Annotated in this window: 18 protein-coding genes; 10 read left to right on the forward strand and 8 right to left on the reverse strand. The window is 68.7% G+C overall.

Annotated elements, in window-relative coordinates:
• Positions 1 to 25 precede the first annotated feature (25 nt).
• Positions 26 to 1033 carry an Rv2231c family histidinol phosphate aminotransferase CobC gene (gene cobC / locus NA3_RS08655; protein WP_062963538.1) on the reverse strand — a complete coding sequence of 336 codons (1008 nt, stop codon included), beginning with the start codon at positions 1031 to 1033 and terminating at the stop codon, positions 26 to 28.
• A 385-nt stretch (positions 1034 to 1418) separates the two neighbouring features.
• Between cobC and NA3_RS08660 the strand changes: the two genes are divergently transcribed.
• From NA3_RS08660 to NA3_RS08670, 3 genes are all read left to right on the forward strand, one after another.
• A complete protein-coding gene (locus NA3_RS08660) occupies positions 1419 to 1913 on the forward strand; it encodes a low molecular weight protein-tyrosine-phosphatase (RefSeq protein WP_062963059.1) in 495 nt (164 codons plus the stop codon).
• Positions 1914 to 1918: 5 nt separating this feature from the next.
• The gene (locus NA3_RS08665; RefSeq protein ID WP_063917428.1) at positions 1919 to 2932 is read left to right on the forward strand and encodes an SURF1 family cytochrome oxidase biogenesis protein; all 1014 of its coding nucleotides are present in this window, start codon (positions 1919 to 1921) and stop codon (positions 2930 to 2932) included.
• A 104-nt stretch (positions 2933 to 3036) separates the two neighbouring features.
• Positions 3037 to 3453 carry an ester cyclase gene (locus NA3_RS08670; RefSeq protein WP_062963061.1) on the forward strand — a complete coding sequence of 139 codons (417 nt, stop codon included), beginning with the start codon at positions 3037 to 3039 and terminating at the stop codon, positions 3451 to 3453.
• Here NA3_RS08670 and NA3_RS08675 read toward each other — a convergent pair.
• Positions 3427 to 4395 (reverse strand): cobalamin biosynthesis protein, encoded by a 969-nt coding sequence (locus NA3_RS08675; RefSeq protein ID WP_062963062.1) that lies wholly within the window; start codon positions 4393 to 4395, stop codon positions 3427 to 3429. The genes NA3_RS08670 and NA3_RS08675 overlap by 27 nt on opposite strands.
• Positions 4396 to 4511: 116 nt before the next feature.
• Here NA3_RS08675 and sigJ point away from each other — a divergent pair, with 116 nt between their 5' ends.
• Positions 4512 to 5432: an RNA polymerase sigma factor SigJ gene (gene sigJ / locus NA3_RS08680; RefSeq protein ID WP_227995316.1), complete on the forward strand. Its 921-nt coding sequence runs from the start codon at positions 4512 to 4514 to the stop codon at positions 5430 to 5432.
• Positions 5433 to 5453: 21 nt separating this feature from the next.
• Here the strand turns inward: sigJ and ald are convergent, their stop codons facing one another.
• Positions 5454 to 6578, reverse strand: a complete 1125-nt coding sequence (ald, locus tag NA3_RS08685) for an alanine dehydrogenase (protein WP_062963539.1) — start codon at positions 6576 to 6578, stop codon at positions 5454 to 5456.
• A 109-nt stretch (positions 6579 to 6687) separates the two neighbouring features.
• Positions 6688 to 7455 carry an MBL fold metallo-hydrolase gene (locus NA3_RS08690; protein ID WP_062963064.1) on the reverse strand — a complete coding sequence of 256 codons (768 nt, stop codon included), beginning with the start codon at positions 7453 to 7455 and terminating at the stop codon, positions 6688 to 6690.
• A gap of 71 nt (positions 7456 to 7526) precedes the next feature.
• Here NA3_RS08690 and NA3_RS08695 point away from each other — a divergent pair, with 71 nt between their 5' ends.
• The 4 genes from NA3_RS08695 (at position 7527) to NA3_RS08710 (ending at position 10049) form a co-directional block, all read left to right on the forward strand.
• The gene (locus NA3_RS08695; protein WP_062963065.1) at positions 7527 to 8507 is read left to right on the forward strand and encodes a GlxA family transcriptional regulator; all 981 of its coding nucleotides are present in this window, start codon (positions 7527 to 7529) and stop codon (positions 8505 to 8507) included.
• On the forward strand, positions 8488 to 9006 hold the full coding sequence (locus NA3_RS08700) for a gamma carbonic anhydrase family protein (protein ID WP_174561061.1): 519 nt from the start codon (positions 8488 to 8490) through the stop codon (positions 9004 to 9006). The genes NA3_RS08695 and NA3_RS08700 overlap by 20 nt, the downstream gene beginning before the upstream one ends.
• 129 nt (positions 9007 to 9135) lie before the next feature.
• The gene (locus NA3_RS08705; RefSeq protein WP_062963066.1) at positions 9136 to 9315 is read left to right on the forward strand and encodes a hypothetical protein; all 180 of its coding nucleotides are present in this window, start codon (positions 9136 to 9138) and stop codon (positions 9313 to 9315) included.
• 113 nt (positions 9316 to 9428) lie between these two features.
• Complete coding sequence (locus NA3_RS08710; RefSeq protein WP_062963067.1) at positions 9429 to 10049, forward strand: TetR/AcrR family transcriptional regulator; 621 nt, start codon at positions 9429 to 9431, stop codon at positions 10047 to 10049.
• On the opposite strand, the gene NA3_RS08715 is transcribed toward NA3_RS08710, so the two are convergent.
• The 3 genes from NA3_RS08715 to NA3_RS38140 all read right to left on the reverse strand — a co-directional run bounded on the left by NA3_RS08715 (position 10037) and on the right by NA3_RS38140 (position 14062).
• A complete protein-coding gene (locus tag NA3_RS08715; protein WP_062963068.1) occupies positions 10037 to 11989 on the reverse strand; it encodes an Eco57I restriction-modification methylase domain-containing protein in 1953 nt (650 codons plus the stop codon). The genes NA3_RS08710 and NA3_RS08715 overlap by 13 nt on opposite strands.
• 153 nt (positions 11990 to 12142) lie before the next feature.
• Positions 12143 to 13822 carry a bifunctional metallophosphatase/5'-nucleotidase gene (locus NA3_RS08720; RefSeq protein ID WP_227995317.1) on the reverse strand — a complete coding sequence of 560 codons (1680 nt, stop codon included), beginning with the start codon at positions 13820 to 13822 and terminating at the stop codon, positions 12143 to 12145.
• Positions 13823 to 13927: 105 nt separating this feature from the next.
• Positions 13928 to 14062, reverse strand: coding sequence for a cytochrome P450 (locus tag NA3_RS38140; RefSeq protein ID WP_218021790.1), 135 nt, complete (start codon positions 14060 to 14062; stop codon positions 13928 to 13930).
• A gap of 254 nt (positions 14063 to 14316) precedes the next feature.
• Between NA3_RS38140 and NA3_RS08725 the strand changes: the two genes are divergently transcribed.
• Positions 14317 to 15591 carry a nuclease-related domain-containing protein gene (locus tag NA3_RS08725; RefSeq protein ID WP_062963069.1) on the forward strand — a complete coding sequence of 425 codons (1275 nt, stop codon included), beginning with the start codon at positions 14317 to 14319 and terminating at the stop codon, positions 15589 to 15591.
• Between the two features lie 184 nt (positions 15592 to 15775).
• Here the strand turns inward: NA3_RS08725 and NA3_RS08730 are convergent, their stop codons facing one another.
• Positions 15776 to 17401 (reverse strand): amidase, encoded by a 1626-nt coding sequence (locus NA3_RS08730; RefSeq protein ID WP_227995318.1) that lies wholly within the window; start codon positions 17399 to 17401, stop codon positions 15776 to 15778.
• Here NA3_RS08730 and NA3_RS08735 point away from each other — a divergent pair.
• Positions 17386 to 17742 (forward strand): YybH family protein, encoded by a 357-nt coding sequence (locus tag NA3_RS08735; protein ID WP_062963071.1) that lies wholly within the window; start codon positions 17386 to 17388, stop codon positions 17740 to 17742. The two genes, NA3_RS08730 and NA3_RS08735, sit on opposite strands and share 16 nt — an antisense overlap.
• Positions 17743 to 17785: the final 43 nt, after the last annotated feature.

Consider the following 17785-nt stretch of genomic DNA (forward strand, 5'->3'; position numbering starts at 1 on the left):
CCGGACGCTCGGACGGCGCCATTCCTCACAGCCCGACGGCCTCGATCGCGGCGATCAAACGGTCGACGGCGGCGTGGTCGCGGACCGCCAGGCGCAGGAATTCGTTGCCGAGCCCCGGGAAGGTGTCACCGCGCCGGACACCGATGTTCTTGTCCGCCAGATGTTTCCGCAGCAGTTCACCGTCGGGCACGCGGATCAGCAGGAAGGGGCCGGTGGCCGGTTCGTACACGTCGATGCCGAGGGCGCGCAGGCGGGAGATCATCGCCTCCCGCTCGGCCACGATCCGAACCGCGCTCGCCTCGGCCTCCGCGATCGCATGCGGTTCGCAGGTCGCCGCGATCGCCTCGAGCTGCAGCGTGCCGAGCGGCCAATGCGCACGACCGTGGTTCAACCGGGCCAGCAGCTCCGGCGGCCCCAGCAGATATCCGCACCGCAACCCGGCCAGCGCCCACGTCTTGGTCAGACTGCGCAACACCAGAACGTCCGGATAAGACTGTCCCGCGAGCGTTTCCGGCTCGCCGGGCACCGCATCGGCGAAGGCCTCGTCGACCACCACGATCCGGCCGGGCCGGCGCAGCGATTCGATCACCGCACGCGGATGCAGCACCGAGGTCGGATTGGTCGGATTGCCGAGTACCACCAGGTCGGCATCCTCGGGGACCCGTGCCCCGGCCAGCGCGTAGGGCGGTGCCAGCACCACCCGCTCCACCGGAACATCCGCCTCACGCAGCGCGAGTTCCGGTTCGGTGAACGAGGGATGGATGACGGCCGCCAGTCGTGATGCCAGCCGCGGCAACAGCGCGAACCCCTCCGCGGCTCCGGCCAGCAGCAGCACCTCCTCCGGTGCGCGGCCGTGCCGTGCCGCCACGACTGCGCGCACCGCCTCGGCCTCCGCCTCGGACGGGTATCGCCCCAGTTCCGGCAGTCGCGCGGCCAGCCGCCGCAGCAACCACTCCGGTGGCGCGTCGCCGCGCACATTCACCGCGAAGTCGAGCATTCCCGGCCGCACATCGCGGTCCCCGTGATGCCGCAAGGCCGAACGATCGACCGGCGAAGCGCCGAACCCGCCATCGAATCCCGCGACAGCGGACTCCGGGCCCCTGCTCGCGCCGCCGCCGGGCACGCCCTGCGCTCGGGTAGCCGCACCGTCGCCCTCGGGGCGTTCGGCGGCACAGCGAACTTCGTCCACGAATACCGTTGCCTCCCGCGGCGTCCTCGGGCCGCCGATGCTTCCGTGAACGCCCACGGCGAAACCCGCACGCGTCGCATCGGCGTCGACCGCGGGTCCGCCCATCCGTGTATCGCTCGGGCGGCTCGGGCCTGCGTGCGACCGCGTGCCGGCGGTCGTGGGGGTGTCCTGGGGCACAGCCACCTACCCTACGTGGCCGCCGCCCGCATCGACCGGCCACAATGGGTGCGTGGGCGAGCTGCACGTGACCTTCATCTGCACCGGCAATATCTGCCGGTCGCCGATGGCCGAGAAGATTTTCGCCGCGCATCTGGAACGAGCCGGGCTGGCCGATCGGGTGCGCGTCAGCAGCGCCGGCACCACCGCCTGGCACGTCGGCTCGGATGCCGACCCACGCACCACCGCCCTGCTCACCCGCTACGGATATCCGATCGGCCACGTCGCGGCCATGATAGGCCCCGATCATCTCGACGCCGATCTGCTGATCGCCCTGGATTCCACCCACGATCGGGAACTGACCCGGCTGCGGATTCCGGAAGCGCGGCGGCGACTGCTGCGCAGCTTCGACCCCGCCGCCGACGATCACGACGTGCCCGATCCCTACTACGGCGACGACACCGATTTCGAGCTGGTGCGCGAGCAGATCGAGGCGGCCGTTCCCGCGCTGCTGGCCTGGGTGCGCGAACAACTCGGCGAACCCGCGACGACCGGACCGCGGCAATGACCATCCTGCGCCGGCTCACCTTCCTGCTGCGGCCCAGCTGGGCGATTCTGGCCGTCGTCGTGGTCGCGTTCGCCTATCTCTGTTTCACCGTGCTCGCACCCTGGCAGCTGGGCAAGAACACCTCGACGTCCCATCGCAACAACCTGATCGCGGCCTCGGTGAACGCCGACCCGGTCCCGGCGACGAACCTGCTGAACACGGGCGAGGGCACACCACCGGCCGGGACGAATCCGGCCGACACCGAATGGCGGCGGGTGATCGCGAGCGGCAGCTATGTGCCGAACTCGATGGTGGTCGAGCGCTTGCAGCATCTCAACGATCAGCCCGCCTACGGGGTGCTGGCCGCCTTCCGGCTCGACGACGGCCGGGTCGTGCTGGTCGATCGGGGCCTGATCGCGGCGGTGAACGGCTCGGATCTGCCGGTGATCGCGGAACCGCCGTCGGGTCCGCAGCGCATCGAGGGACGGGTCCGCAAATCCCAGGGCGCGATTCCCGGCAAGGATCCGATGGTCCGCGACGGCCTCCGCCAGGTCTATTCGGTCGACACCGCTCAGCTCTCCACGGTTCTCGACACACCGCTGACCGGCTTCGCCACCGGCGAGCTGGGCGGCTATCTGCAACTGGACGCCGGCCAGCCCGGCGCCTTCACCCCCGAGTCACTCCCCCAGCTCGACGCGGGCCCGTATCTGTCGTACGGCTTGCAGTGGATCGCGTTCGGAGTGATGGCCCCGCTGGGCCTCGGCTACTTCGTCTATGCCGAAATCCGGGAACGCCGGCGCGACCGTGCCGCCGCGGAGGCGGCTACGGCCACGCCGGACGAACAGGTCCCGGCCATGAGCACAGCCGGATCGCCTGCCGCCGAAGCAGCCGACGACACGAACACCGCTCCGGCGTCCGTCTCCTCGGATACGGCTCCGAAGGCTCAACCCGAGACCGCACCCGCGCCGGACGAGCCACCGGCGAAGCCACGCACCACCGCGGACCGCCTCGCCGACCGCTACGGCAACAGCCGCCGCTGACCGGCCCCGCAGAACTCAACCGCGTCGCGCCCGCACTGGCTCGATCGACCTATTTGGCTATAAATTGCTATAGCTAGATCGTCTCGATGCGAGCGGAGAACGGGATGAACGCCATTCAGCAGGCCTACCACGTCGTGCAGCGATCGTGGACCGGGCAGCAGTGGGATGCCTGGGCGGCGACCTGCGCCCCCGGATACGCATTCGACACCGGCACCGGCCTGCGGCTGGATCTCGCGGGGACGTTGGAGTGGAGCCGCGCCTGGTTCGCGGCATTCCCGGATTACGTCGAGGACATTCGCGCGCTGCATCCGGCACCGAACTCGGCGGTCGCCGAATTGGTCGGCCGCGCAACCTCGGTGAACGACTTCGTCGTCGCCGGTGTGACAGCGCTCCCCGCGACCGGCCGGCGGTTCGAGATCGCCTACGCCAAGGTTCTGGTCTTCGACACCGACTTGAAGGTCGTCCGAGACCGGCAATACCTGGACACCACGGCCCTACGCCGGCAACTCGGCTCGAGCTGACCGGCGACACCCGAGCGCGTACGCGGTCACGGCCGCCGCCACCGCGGCCGCCAACTGCACTCCGTTCGACAATCGCACCGCCCGGCGCAGATCGGGTACCTGCGGGGTCCGACCGTCGCCCAGCACCGGCCGCATCTCGGTCCCGTGGCGATACTCGGTCCGCCCGCCCAGCGCGACACCCAGCGCTCCGGCCATCGTGGCCTCGGCGACGCCCGCATTGGGGCTCGGATGTGCTCCGGCGTCGCGGCGCCACGCGCGCCACGCATCGCCGGGCCGCCCACCCACCAGCGGCGCGAGCACGACGGTCAGCGCACCGCTCACCCGCGCGGGCAGCAGATTCGCGAGGTCGTCGACGCGCGCGGCGGCCCAGCCGAAATTGCGATAGCGCTCGTTGCGATAGCCGACCATCGCGTCGAGGGTGTTGATCGCGCGGTAGCCCAGTACGCCGGGCACTCCCGCGATGGCACCCCACACCAGCGGTGCGACGGTGGCGTCGGAGGTGTTCTCGGCGATGGATTCGGCTGCGGCACGGGCCAATCCGTCGGCATCGAGCACCTCCGGATCGCGTCCGCACAGCGCGGGCAGCACCTCGCGCGCGCTGTTCAGCTCGCCCGCCTCCAGCCGATCCGCCATGTCGCGTCCGGTCCGCGCCAGCGTGGTGCCGCCGAGCGCGATCCATGTGCCGACAGCGGTCGTCACGACGGTGCCGAGCCCCGCGCGTCCGGCGATCTGCGCACCGGCACTCAGCGCGACGACCCCGCCCACCAACACGATTTCATGCACGACCCCGGCGGTACGCGCATCGCGGTACCAGGCCGATTCCAGCGCGGCCGCGGCCGTCCCGAACAGCGCCACCGGATGCCCTCGCCGCGGATCACCGAGAATCCGATCCGCCGCGAATCCGATCAGCAGTCCCGCGGCCCGCGCCGTTCCATATCGCACCGGGCGAGACTATCGGCACCGCCCGGCACCCCGATGTCACACTCGGTCCGGCGGCATCGTCACCATGGGGAGGCACTCGCGCGGCGGGCCCGCGCGGCGAGACGAGGATGGCACCAGTGACGACCGGACACGACGAGATCGACCAGACCGAACTGGCACGGCAGTTCGAGGAGCACCGCCAGTATCTGCGCCGCGTCGCCTACAGCACGCTGGGCAGCCTCAGCGACGCCGACGACGTCGTCCAGGAGGCGTGGCTGCGGCTGCAACGCTGGTACGAAACCCGTTCTCCCGGTGAGCGAATCGATAATCTGCGCGCCTGGCTGACCACCGTCACCGGCCGCCTCGCCCTGGATCAGCTGGGTTCGGCTCGGGCGCGCCGCGAACAGTACGTCGGCGAATGGCTGCCGGAACCGGAGGTCACCGGCTGGGACGACCCGGCCGACCGCATCTCCCAGGACGAACGCGTCACCACCGCCCTGCTGGTGGTCCTCGAATCGCTCTCACCCGCCGAACGCACCGCCTTCGTACTGCAGGACATCTTCGGCATGACCGGTCCCGAGGTCGCCGACGTGGTGGGCCGCACCCCCGCCGCCGTCCGCCAGCTCGCCTCCCGCGCCCGCAAGCACGTCGAGGACGGCACTCCGCGCTTCCCGGCCTCCCGCGACGAACACGAGAAGGTGGTCTCGGCGTTCTCCGCGGCCTGGCGGTCGGGCGATCTGAGCGGCCTGCTCGGTGTGCTCGACGAGAACGTCACCCTGACCGCCGACGGCGGCGGCCGCGTGCCCGCGATCCGGCAGCCGGTCCAGGGCGCCGAGCTGGTGGCCAAGCTGTACTTCGGCTGGTACCGAGCCGGAACCGGTGCGTGGGCGCGCATGGTCCGGGTCAACGGGCTGCCCGGGCTCATGGTCTTCGACGGCAACCACCTGGGAATCATGGCCTTCACCGTCGAAAAGGACCGCATCACCTCGATCGCGGTCGTCCGCAACCCGGAGAAGCTGCACGATCTGCCCGACGGCGAACCGGACTGGACGATGTGAGCGCCCGCTCGGCGTGGCTCGTCACCGGCATGTCTGCCACCCCGCCCCGGGACCGACCCCGACCAGGCCGTGCGCCCGGGCCACCTCCGGCGAATAAAGTTGTCCCGCATCGGCGGTGAGCCCGGCCTCGAGGCCCGGGTCGGCACGGCAGGCCGCCCGCCAGCCGAGATCGGCGATGGTCCGCACATAGGGCAGCGTGGCGTTGGTCAACGCTACGGTGGCGGTGTGCGGGACCGCGCCGGGCATGTTCGCGACGCAATAGAACAGCGAATTCGCCACGGGGAAGGTCGGTTCGGCGTGCGTGGTGGGGTGCGAGCTCTGGAAACAACCGCCCTGGTCGATGGCGATGTCGACCAGCACCGTCCCCGGCCGCATGCGCCGCACCAAGGTGTCCGGAACCAGTTGCGGCGCACGCGCTCCGGGCAGCAGCACCGAGCCGATCACCAGATCCGCGGCGAGGACTGCCCGCTCGATGTCGGCGGTATTCGAGGCGAGGGGGGTGACCCGGCCGGCGAACCGGACATCGAGCTCGCGCAACCGCACCGGATTGGTGTCGAGCACGATCACCCGCGCGCCCATCCCGACCGCCACCGTCGCCGCGCTCGTGCCCGCTACCCCGCCGCCGATCACCACCACTTCCGCCGGACGCACCCCCGGCACGCCGCCCAGCAACACTCCGGCGCCACCTTCGGGCGCCATCAGATGGTAGGCGCCGACCTGGGGTGCGAGTTTGCCGGCGATCTCGCTCATCGGCGTCAGCAGCGGCAGCGATCCATCGGGTCCGCGCACGGTTTCGTAGGCGATGGCCGTGATGCCGGAGGCCAGTACGGCATCGGTGCATTCCCGGGAGGCGGCCAGGTGCAGGAAGGTGAACAGCACCTGCCCGGCGCGCATGCGCGAATATTCGGGGGCGATCGGCTCTTTCACCTTCAACACCAGTTCCGCCTCGCCCCACACCACGTCGGCGCTCGGAGCGATATCCGCCCCGGCGGCCGCGTACTCGGCGTCGGTGAATCCGGACCCCAGCCCGGCGCCGGATTCGATCAGCACCCGATGACCGTGCCGGGTGAGTTCGACGGCGCCGGCCGGGGCGAGGGCGACCCGGCTCTCCTGCGGTTTGATCTCGCGCGGAACCCCGATTCTCATACCGCCATCGTGGCCCTGATCCGGGCGCGGTGCCATGATCATGTCGCGGCGATTCACACAACCGCAACCAATCGGCAATCGATCCGCGCCCGGCAGCCCGGCATCGGCGTCACACGGTGATCGACTCGCCCAGCGGCGGGATCCGCAGTTGCTTCTCGCGCCCGCCGTAGCCGAAGGTGCGCCGCAGGTGATCGAGCGTCTCGGTGAAGTGCGCCCAGCCCTCGGCGTGCACCGGCACCACGACCGCCTCGCCGAGCACCCGGGCCGCGGCCAGCGCCGTGCGCGCATTGAGTGTCACGTCGCGATCGCCGAAGCGGCCCACGTTCGCGGCGCCGACATTGAGCAGGGCGATGTCGATGCGGCCGACTGTCGCCACGATGCGCTCGACGTAGTCGACGGAGGCGTTGTCGCCGGAGATGTAGATCGTCGGCAGGTCCTCGGCCTGCAAGACGAAGCCGGTGACCGTGCCGCTCAGCGCCTCGGCGCCCTCCGGCCCGTGCAGCGCCGGTACCGCGGTGACGGTGACGGCGCCGACGCTCACCGACTCCCACACCCTCAGTCCCCGAACGCCTTCCACACGCCCGGCCGCTTCGGGCGTGGACAACACGGTCTCGACGCCGGCCATGAACTCACGGCCGGCCGGATCGAGATTGTCGGGATGCTGATCGTGCGAGAGCAGCACCACGTCCACCGGGCCCACCCGATCCGCGGCGACGGCCGGGCCGGTCAGTTTGTGCAGGGTGAGCGCACCGGCGGAGTAGTCGCCGGGTTCGTCGAAGGTCGGATCGGTCAGCCAGACCAGCCCGCCGTAGTTCAGCCGGACGGTGGGGCCGCCGATGTGCAGGAGTTCGACCGTGGTGGAGAGCGTGTTCGTCATGAGCACCAGCCTGTCCCCATTCGGCACGCCCGAACAGTGGCCCGAAGGCCACTCCTCGATAATATCGGGCCATGCATGTGGTCGCGGTGATCGCCTTCGACGGAATCAGCCCGTTTCATCTGTCCGTTCCCGGGATGGTGTTCGGGCGCATCGGCACCAGCGTGCAGCACAGCTCGCCCTACCAGGTGCTCACCTGCGCGGAAGTTCCCGGAATCCTCAGCACGCCAGGCGATGTCGACCTCGTCGTGCGCCACGGCCCGGAGGCGGTCGACCGGGCGGAGACCGTGGTGATACCCAGTTGGAACCCGGAACTTCCCGTGCCCGAAACCATTTCGTCGGCCCTGTGGTGCGCACACCAGCGCGGCGCCCGCATCGTCGGATTGTGCCGCGGCTCCTGGGTCGTCGCCGCCACCGGCCTGGCGGACGGGCGCGAAGTCACCACGCACTGGGGTCTGGCCCCGGACCTGGCCCGCGCGTTTCCCGCGGTGACCGTGCGCGCGGATCGGCTGTGGACCGACCTCGGCGATGTGGTGACCTCCGCGGGAGTGGCTGCGGCACTGGATTGTTGCCTGCATCTGGTGCGCGCCGACCACGGCGCCCGCGCCGCGACCGAACTCGCCCGCACGCTGGTACTGGCCCCCTACCGCGCCGGGTCGCAGGCGCAGTACATACCGCTCGCGGTGCCCGACGCCTCCGACGACGACCCGATCGAACGCGCGATGGTCTGGGCGCGAACGCATCTGGACCACCCGATCGATCTGGACGGCTGGGCCCGCACCGCCCTGATGTCGCGACGCACCTTCACCCGCCGCTTCCGCGAACGCACCGGATCCAGCCCGCAACGCTGGCTGCTCGATCAGCGCATCGATCGCGCTCGGCTACTCCTGGAATCCACCGACGACACGATGGACCGCATCGCCGCGGAAACCGGCCTGGGCACGGCGATGAATCTGCGCCACCATTTCCATCGCACGCTCGGGCTGCCACCGGCCGCACATCGCGCGCAGTTCCGGGCCAGCTATGTTGACCTGCATGATGATCAAGCTGGGTGAGCACGAGCCGCAGATCGACGACACCGCGTGGGTGGCGCCGACGGCCACGGTGATCGGCCGGGTGCGGCTGGATGAACAGGTCAGCATCTGGTACGGCGCGGTGATCCGCGGCGATATGGAGGACATCAGCATCGGCGCCGGCACCAACATCCAGGACGGCTGCGTGCTGCACGCCGACCCGGGATTCGAACTGCGGGTCGGCAGCGGAGTATCGGTGGGCCACAACGCGATCCTGCACGGCTGCACGATCGGCGACGACGTGCTGGTCGGCATGGGCGCGACCGTGCTCAACGGCGCGGTGATCGGCGAGGGCAGCCTCATCGCCGCCAACGCCCTGATTCCCGAGGGAGCGAAGATCCCGCCCGGCTCCCTGGTCGCGGGTGTGCCGGGCAAGGTGCGGCGCGAACTCGGCGATGCCGAACGCGATCGCATCAAGCTCAACGCCGCGGTCTATCTGCACAATATGAGCACTCACCGCGACACCGGCATTCAGTTGTGAGTCGGGCCACACTGGTCAAGCGTCCATGTTGATCTCTTGGTAGCATCGTCGCAGCATGTTCGCGGTCCGCGGCAGTGAATCATCGCCTCGGGCGGCGTACTGCGACGTGGGTATGCAGGAGGTTAGACGGTGTCGTACGAGCAGTCCGGTATGCACCGACCCAAGGGGCGGATCAGTGTGGCCGATATCGCGGCCCAACCCGGTGGCATCGAGGCGCTACAGCGTCGAGTCCACGAATTACGTTCCAGCGGAATCGATTTCGCCGCGAATGCGATCGAGCAGGAAATGGCCGCATTCAATCTGCGATGAGCGCGGGCCGTGTGAGCCCGGTCGGGGACGTCGGTCGCGGTCCGGCGCGATGAGATAATGAGCGTCAGCCTTCCGCATCGACGCGGTCATTCGCCGACTCGACTGGAGACCCCATGCCCCCTGTTCCGTCCATCCTGGCCCGCATCCTCGAGAAGCCCCGCTCCGACGGTGAGCAGCTGCTCGAGAGTGCGCTGTCGGCCTTCCTGGACTTCGGGATCAAGCGGACCAGCATGGGTGAGATCGCACGCCGCGCGGGCATCAGCCCCGCGACGCTGTATCGCCGCTTCGAATCGAAGAACGATCTGGTCGAGGCGGTGAGCGTGCGCGAGGCGCAGCGCTTCGTCGCCGATATCGAACAGCGGGTCGGCAGTATCACCGACAACGAGGATCAGCTGGTGGAGATCTTCGTCGTCTTCATCACCGCGCTGGCGCACAACGAGCTGCTGCAGCGGCTGCTGCGCACCGAGCCGGAGCTGATCCTGCCGCGCCTGACCACCGACGCCGGGCCGATCCTCGCGGTCGGGCGCGCCTACCTGGGCGACAAGCTGCGCGGTTTGCAGAAGGCCAACGCCCAGCTGGATTTCGATGCCGACCTCGTCGCCGAGATCATGGCCCGGCTGGCGCAATCGCTGGCATTGACTCCCGACGGGCTGATCCCGCTCTCGGATGCGGAGGCCGCCCGCGCCTTTGCCCGCCGGACCTTGCTGCCGATGGTCGGCGGTCACACCGCCTGACGGCCCTCGGGCGGGCCTACCCCGGTATCGCCCAGCCCGAATGCCGCCGCCACTCGCCGATCGAGTAGCGCGGCATCGGGTTCGGCCGCGCCGTTCGCCAATTCGCGAGCCAGATCGGTGAGCCGCTGTCCCGCATCGGTATTCGGATCGGGCAGCGGCAGCCGGGTGACATACTGCGTGATCCACCGGCGCCGCCCGGCATAGAGCCGATTCCCGCACACGGCATCGTAGAACCGCAGCCCGAGCGTCGAATTGGCCACGCCCATCAGCAGATACGCGATCCGCTCGTCCCCGATATCGGCCAGCGACATCCAGTAGCAGTCCCCGTTCACCACCGCCCCGCTGCGGTCGAGCGCGAACCGCGGCGCCACACTGATATCCGGGAACACCACCTTCGGACGGCACCACAGATGCGGCCGCTGCGGCACCCAGATCTCGAACCACTCCCGCCCGGTGCCGGTGAGATAGTCACGAGCCGCCAGGGTGTCCTTGTATTGAGCGAGATAGGCTGCGGCATCCGGATATTCGCTCAGATCGACCGGTGTGCGGCACGAACAGGAAATCTCGTAGGGATACAGCACCCGGGTGTCGCGGGCGCGGGCGATCCGCCACGGAGCAAGATCGTGATGAGTCAGCAGCTCCCGGAGCAGTTCGGGCTCCGGACAGCAGGGCCGATCCTCCCACCGATCCGAGATGAAGACCCGATCCGCATTCGTCTTGATGCCCACCCTGATTCGCGCGACGTCGCCGAACGTGCGCCAGGTGGCGGCGGCGATGCGGCCCAGCCACTCGTCCGTATCCGGTCGCGACATGCGCCACGGGATGGCGGGATCGAAAGCGCCGGTGCGTGGTTCGCCGTCGGACTCGACGTCGGCACCATCGGCACATTGCGAAGGCGCACTCACCACTGCACGCTCCGGCGTCCCCGATCGGCCTGCGTTGTGGTGCGCACCGGTCCACAGCGTTCCGGTCTCCACCGCGATGGGCCGACCGGCGTGTTCGACCACGGAATCGGCCGGGCTGATCAAAGCCTCGAACAGGTCCGCACCGGCCGTCGGTTCCCGCTCGGACTCGTAGGCCGTGACAAACCGGCAACCGCGCTGCTCGTGACCGCGCACCGCGATCGTCACCGCGGGCAGCACCGACGCCTCGAACAGCCGAGTATCTCCGAGGTCGTAGAGCTCCACCGGCGTCAGCTCCGCATACAGCAGTGCCCGCAGGTTCGCCCCGGCCTTGGTGCTGAGAAACCGATTGGCGCACAGCAGGCCGAGTACCCCGCCGGGCCGCAACAGCCGCGGAATCGTCGCGACGAACGGATGGGTCAGGTCGATACGTCCCGACAGCCCGAACTGCTTGCTCAACATCTGCGCGGTCGCGCCGCCGAGCTGCTGAGTCCGCACATAGGGAGGATTCGTGATCACGGCGTCGAAGTGTTCGTCTGCCAACTCGGTTGCCGCACAGAGGAAATCACCCACGCGCCATTCGATGGTGATGCGATCCAGGATCGGCCCGGGACATGCGCCAGGGGCAGTGTCGAAGCACCCGCCGTCCGCACCCGCAGTCCGCGGTCTCGCCTGATGTCCGGGGCTGGTGTCCCCCTCCGAGCGACTCACGAATCGGCTGGCCCACTGCGCGCCGCGTGCCTGAGCCCCACGCACCGCCTCGGCATTCAGGTCATAGCCCACGAGGCGCAGGGAAATGTCCGGAAACTGTTGCGCCGCAACACGTGCCACCGCCGACAGCAACTCACCGTCCCCACACGCGGGGTCGAGCACCGACAGCTCGCTTCCCGGCCGTACGTGCGCGAGCATCCGCTCCGCGAGAAACTCCGCCAACCGCGGCGGCGTGTAATGCCGCCCGTGCCGCTTCCGCGCCCCATCCCCGCCCGGCTCCCGTCCCGCCCGGCGGTCTGCTGCTGGCTGCTCGCGCCCGCCGCGCATGTCCGCATTGTGCCTGCCGCGAGCACAAATGTGGGCCAACTCGGCGTATCGCGCCCCGAAGGGTCATCCTCTACCCGGATCCGCGCGATCGCGGTGGCACAGACCCGCGAGCAGCTTCCACATCGACGGGGTGACCGCGTGCCACGACCCCACTCAGCGTCGCTGAACGCGCTCTTCCGGCGGACCGACCGCTCCGCGATCACGCAGGTAGGTCTCCAAGGCGTCCAGATCGGTCGGGCCGACCGTCGTATCCGTGCCCCGCGTGAACACCGCGAAGCCGTCGCCGCCGGAGGCGAGGAAATTGTTGGTGGTCACCCGGTAGGTCGCGACCGGATTCAGGGGCCGGTCGCCGATGCGGACGGAGTCGGCGATCACCTTGTGCCCGGGCGCTGCCTTGTCGTCGTAGGAGTAGGAGATGCCCGCGACCGAGAGCACGGCGGGTTTGCTCTTGTTGTCCCACTGCTGTTCCAGCAGGTCCAGGATCTGGCGACCGGTCAGGGTCACGGTGACGACCTGATTGCCGAACGGCTGCGTCTCGTAGATGCTGCCGTAACTGATCGGCCCGGGGCCGATATCGGCGCGCACACCGCCCGGATTCATGAACGCCGCCACGGCCTGCGCCGAATCGTGGGTGACATCGAGCATCGCATCGGCGATCACCGCACCCAGCGGGGATTCCCCGCCACCGCGATCACTGCGCGTCAGCGGCGCCGTGGCGGTGCCCACGACCCGTTGCGCGCGCGGCGCCGCCTGCCCGGAGAAGAATCCGATCGACTCGTTCACCGCCGGATCGGCCGCGACATCGCGGGTCACCACCCGGTTCACAGCGTGCGCGGACACCTTCCCGCGATCGAACCGCAGTGTGACATCGGTGATCAAGCGCCCGTAGGACGCTGCCTGCGTGACCACCTTGCCGTCGAATTCGCAGTTGTAGGCCTGATGGCTGTGCGCGGTGAGCAGCACTCGAACGTCAGGATCCGTATGCGCCGCCAGCGCCGGCACATCGGGACTGATGTCGGCACAACCGTTGTAATCGGTGGTCTTGGCCGGTGTTCCCTGGGAGCCGCCGTCGTGCACCAGGGCGACAACGGTTTCCGCGCCTGCCTGTTTCATGGCGGGCACGTACTTGTTGATCGCCTCGGCTTCCTCACCGAAGGTGTAGCCGCGAATCCCCTCCGGGAAAACGAGATTCACCGTATCGGGCGTCACCACCCCGACGACACCGATCTTGTGCCCGCCGATCGTCAGCATCGTCCACGGCCGCACCCCGGCCGGCGGCTCACCGCGGGAGTCGGTGAGATTGGCGGCGAGGAAATCGAAACGTGCTCCCGTGAACGGCTCCCCCGGAGAGCACCCGTCCAGCGCACATCCACCCGCGCGCAACCGTCCCAGCTCCACGACGCCATGGTCCAGTTCGTGATTGCCGACTGCCGACGCCGCCACCCCGATTCGGTTGAGGTAGCCGATCGTCGGCTCGTCGTGGAACAACGAGGAGACCAGTGGACTCGCCCCGATATTGTCCCCCGCCGACACCACCGCGCTGTTCGGATATGCCGCCCGCAACCGCTGCAGATGGGTGGCCAGATACGCCGCCCCGCCCGCGGTGTACTCCCCGACCTGCCCGTTGCTCGCCTGCGGCGGTTCCAGATTGCCGTGCAGATCGTTGATCCCGAACAGATGCACCTCGCCGGGTTGCGCCGCCGGAAGGTCGCTGGTGGAGACCAGGGGTATCGCGCCCGGATGCGCGGTTTCGCCGCTCCCGCCACATCCGGACAGTGCGACCAGACTCATCGCGACGGCACTACCGGCCGCCATGCGCCGCAGAACACCCATACCGTCAGACTCTGACATACCGGAACGTCCCCGAAACGACGGTTCGGTGAACTCTGTCGTCGCCCTGCGCTTCACGCGACCGGAACGCCCGCTCGGTCCGGCCCATCAGCCCACGATGATCGCCAGTGTTTCCCAACCGCGGACCGTCGAGGTCGGCGACAAGGTGATGGTGTCCCAGTCGGCATCCCACGTCGGGAAGCGGTGCTCCGCATCCGGAATCGCCTTGCCGGAGATCCACATCCCCGGAGGCAGTGCGCAGCGCGCTGTCGGCCTTGTCGGGCACGGTCTCCTGATCGGCCTCCACCCCGAGTCGACATTCCGTCCGGTCGGAATCTGTTGTCTTTTCTCACTTTTCGGCCCGCCATCGGCGCTCGAGCAGCCCACCAGCGATTACCGATCGAAAGCCGTTGTAGCGCAGTGTTATCACGCGACTTTCGGTGGAAGGCCTCGGTTAACGTTGATGTGTTACAACGCTTCTGGAGGTCGAACCGGCCATGCTGATAATCAACGGCGACATCACCACACCGAAGACCGAACAGCAGGTCGTCGAATGGCTCGCGAACTACGTCACCCATCCCGGAATCGCCCTCTCCGGCGTCTACATCCCGAGGCTGGACGGCGGGAGCACCCAAGCCGATCTTCTGGTTTTCACCCCGTATGCGGCGGCCGTCATCGAGGTCGACGCGCTACGCAAGAAGGCCCGCGGACCGCTCTCGTGTTCGATGAACGAGCGGTGGTCCGTCCCCGGCACACACGCCGACCCGGTCCAACTCCGCGGCGACGACCTCAACCCCCTGCACCAAGTGCGCAGACCCGTGTCCGCCCTGCGGACCTTCGTCGCCGAACTGACACGCGGCCCGGAACCGTTCGTGGACGGCCTCGTCCTGCTCATGCCCAAGTCCGGCACCACGGTCACCCTGGACAAAGGCCCGATGCCCGGCGGATTCACCGTCCTCCTCGGCGACAGCGCCTCCCAGCTCTACTCGTGGTTCGGCCGAACCGCCCAGCACCGCGACCGAACCCCGTGGACCGCCGAGCTGGTCGTCACCGTGCTGACCGCCCTGCGAGTCGACCGCACCCGCGACGCCGAAAGCCGCCGGCGACTGTATGCCGACCTCGTGGCCGAAGGATTCCCCACCGAGGTATCGGCGGTTCGGAGGGAAGAAGACACGGACTCAGCTGCTTCGACGCCCGCACCCGCACCCGCACCCGCACCCGCACCCGCACCCGCACCCGCACCCGCACCCGCACCCGCACCGAGAGTGGACCCGACACCGGCTACCGCGTCCAGAGCCGAACCGGTCCCCAACGGTCCAACCGCAGCGGCTCCAGCAGGTTCAACGACACAGCCTTCGAACTTCGCCCCGGTCCCCCCGGCAGCTACCAGGAGAAAGGACGAGCCCACCCGCAGCCCGTCCCCCTCCGACACCCCGCCGACCACCTCCCACCAGGCCGAAGCACCGAACCCCCACTGGCAGGAGCCAGGCACAGACTTCGGCCCTCGAACCCACCCCCCAGCACGCCACCGCCTCCGCACCGCACTCCTGGGCGTCGCCGCAGCCTTGATCCTCATCTGCGGCATCGGCTACATGGCCGGCAAGGACCACCCCCGCGCACAATCCGGCTCCCAACCCGCACCGTCCCAGGTCCGGCCACCCGAGGCGACAACGCCATCGACCTCGCTGACCACCCCATCGCCCGGCACCTCTCGGCGTTCCGCAACGCCCACGGAAGGAGCAACCTGCTATCCGTTCCAAACAGGGTGCTGAATGAATCGTGATGAACAAGTGAGTTCGAGCGCGGAGAAGTCTCCCACATCACGGGCGACCGGGGCGCATTCGGCGCCCCATGGGGGTCGGCAGTCGTCATAACGACGCATGCCGGCCCACCTGAACCACATTCGAGCGCAAGCGGTTTGCGTCGCGTGTGTTCCCGGCAGCGCGGCCAGGAGACCTACTCGAAGCCGGGAGGCGGGGTGAATCCCCCGAACTCCTGCTCGAGTAGTTCGGCGAACCGCAGGGTCGTCGGGTCTTCGAGGTAGGGGCCGATGATCTGCATGCCGAAGGGCAGCCCTTCCGGGGAACGTCCGATGGGTGCGGCGGTCGCCGGTAGCCCGAGCAGGGTGGCGATACTCGCCCAGATCAGGTTGTAGTTGTACGGGTGGGCAGTGCCGTCGATCTCGATGGTGCGGGTGTCCATCTCCGAATGGTCGTGGGGGAACGCGGGTGTCGGCGTGATGGGGCAGAGCACGACGTCGAATTCCGTGAACAGGCGTCGCCACCCGTCGGCCAGGCCGATGCGGACGCGGTCGGCCTTCACCCAGTCGCCGTGACCGGCGACGAACGCTCGTTGGATCACCGCCTCCATGGTGTCGGTCTCCGGCGGAATTGCGGCCACGGCGGCTTGGATCGCCCGGATGGCTTCGGGCGGGGCATCGGCGCCGAATTGCGACATCAGCAGTGTGAAATAGGTTTTCGCGGTGAGTGTGAGGTCGGGCAGCAACACGCTCTGCCGTGCGACTACCGCACCGGCCTTCTCGAGTCCCTGCGCGATCCGTTCGAAACCGTCGCGGATCACTGTGGAGGTCGGCACCAACGGATGGTTGTCGATGATCAGCACACGGAACTGGGCGAGTTCCTCGCCGCGCGGCGGTGGCAACTCCAGCTTGTAGGCGACCGCCTCCGCATCGTCGGGACCGGCCGGCAGCCGCGTCGCCAAGGTCAGGTCGGCGGCACTGCGGGTCATCGGCCCGACGACGGGAAGGTCCGCCGGAGCCGCCAGCGCCGGCGTGCGCGGCGGTATGTGTCCGCGCCCCGGCAGCAGCGTGCGGGACGGTTTGTGCGAGTAGATGCCGCAGAAGTGCGCCGGCACCCGCAAGGAGCCGCCGATATCGGAGCCGAGTGCGAGCGAGACATACCCCGCCGCGAGCGCGGCAGCCGACCCTCCGGACGAGCCACCGGGCGACCGGGTCGGATCCCACGGATTGTTGGTCGTGCCGTAGATCTCGTTGTAGGACTGCCAATCACGCAGGAAGAACGGCACATTCGTTTTGCCGACGACAACTCCGCCCGCTGCCTTCACGCGCGACACCAGCACCGCATCCTCGGCCGGCTCCCAGCCCTTCGCGTCAGGGTTGCCCCACGTGGTCGGCAGACCGGCGATATTGAACGATTCCTTCACCGCGACCGGAACGCCGAGCAACGGCGCGTCCTCACCCCGCGCCAGCGCCGCATCGGCCTGCTTCGCCGCGACGCGAGCGCGTTCGAAATCCCGCACCACGACGGCGTTGACTTTCTCGTCGAACTTCTCGATCCGCGCGATGCTCAGTTCGAGCAGCTCGGTCGCCGAGATTGTCCTGGCCTGCAACGCGGCTATCTGATCGCGCAGCGTCGCAAACTCCGGTCCGGGCATCGGTTCTCCTTGTATCTCCGGGTTCGTACGCACCCGGTGTTCGTCGCCGACGCGTCCGTCCGGTCCCGCCGCGACAGACGCGACCCCATTCAACCTCGGAGGGACGAAATTTATTCCCGCAGAGAGCAATTGCCCGCCCGCATAATGCGGATATGGAAGCTCGAGCACACGCCGACACCTGGCTGGCAGCATGGAACGCACGCGACCTCGACGCGATCATGGCCTGTTACGCCGACAACGTCGACTTCGTCGCCGCTACCGTGACGCGCCGGTGGGGCAAACCCGACGGCCGGCTGCGCGGCAAATCCGAGCTACGCAAGCACTTCGAGCTCGGATTGCAGCTCGCTCCCGGCCTCACGTTCACCGAAGAAGCACTGCTGACAAGCCCCGGCGGATACGCCCTGCTCTACCGCCGCGAAAACGGCAACCGAGTCCTCGATGTCGTCGAACTCGACCAGGACGGCCACGCCGCCCACGTCCGCGCGTTCTACCAAGATCAGCAGCAGTAGCCGTTCAATTCGCTGCACACGAGGAGCGCTCGGTGGACATACC

The sequence above is a fragment of the Nocardia africana NBRC 100379 genome (assembly GCF_001612635.1).
GTDB lineage: Bacteria > Actinomycetota > Actinomycetes > Mycobacteriales > Mycobacteriaceae > Nocardia > Nocardia africana.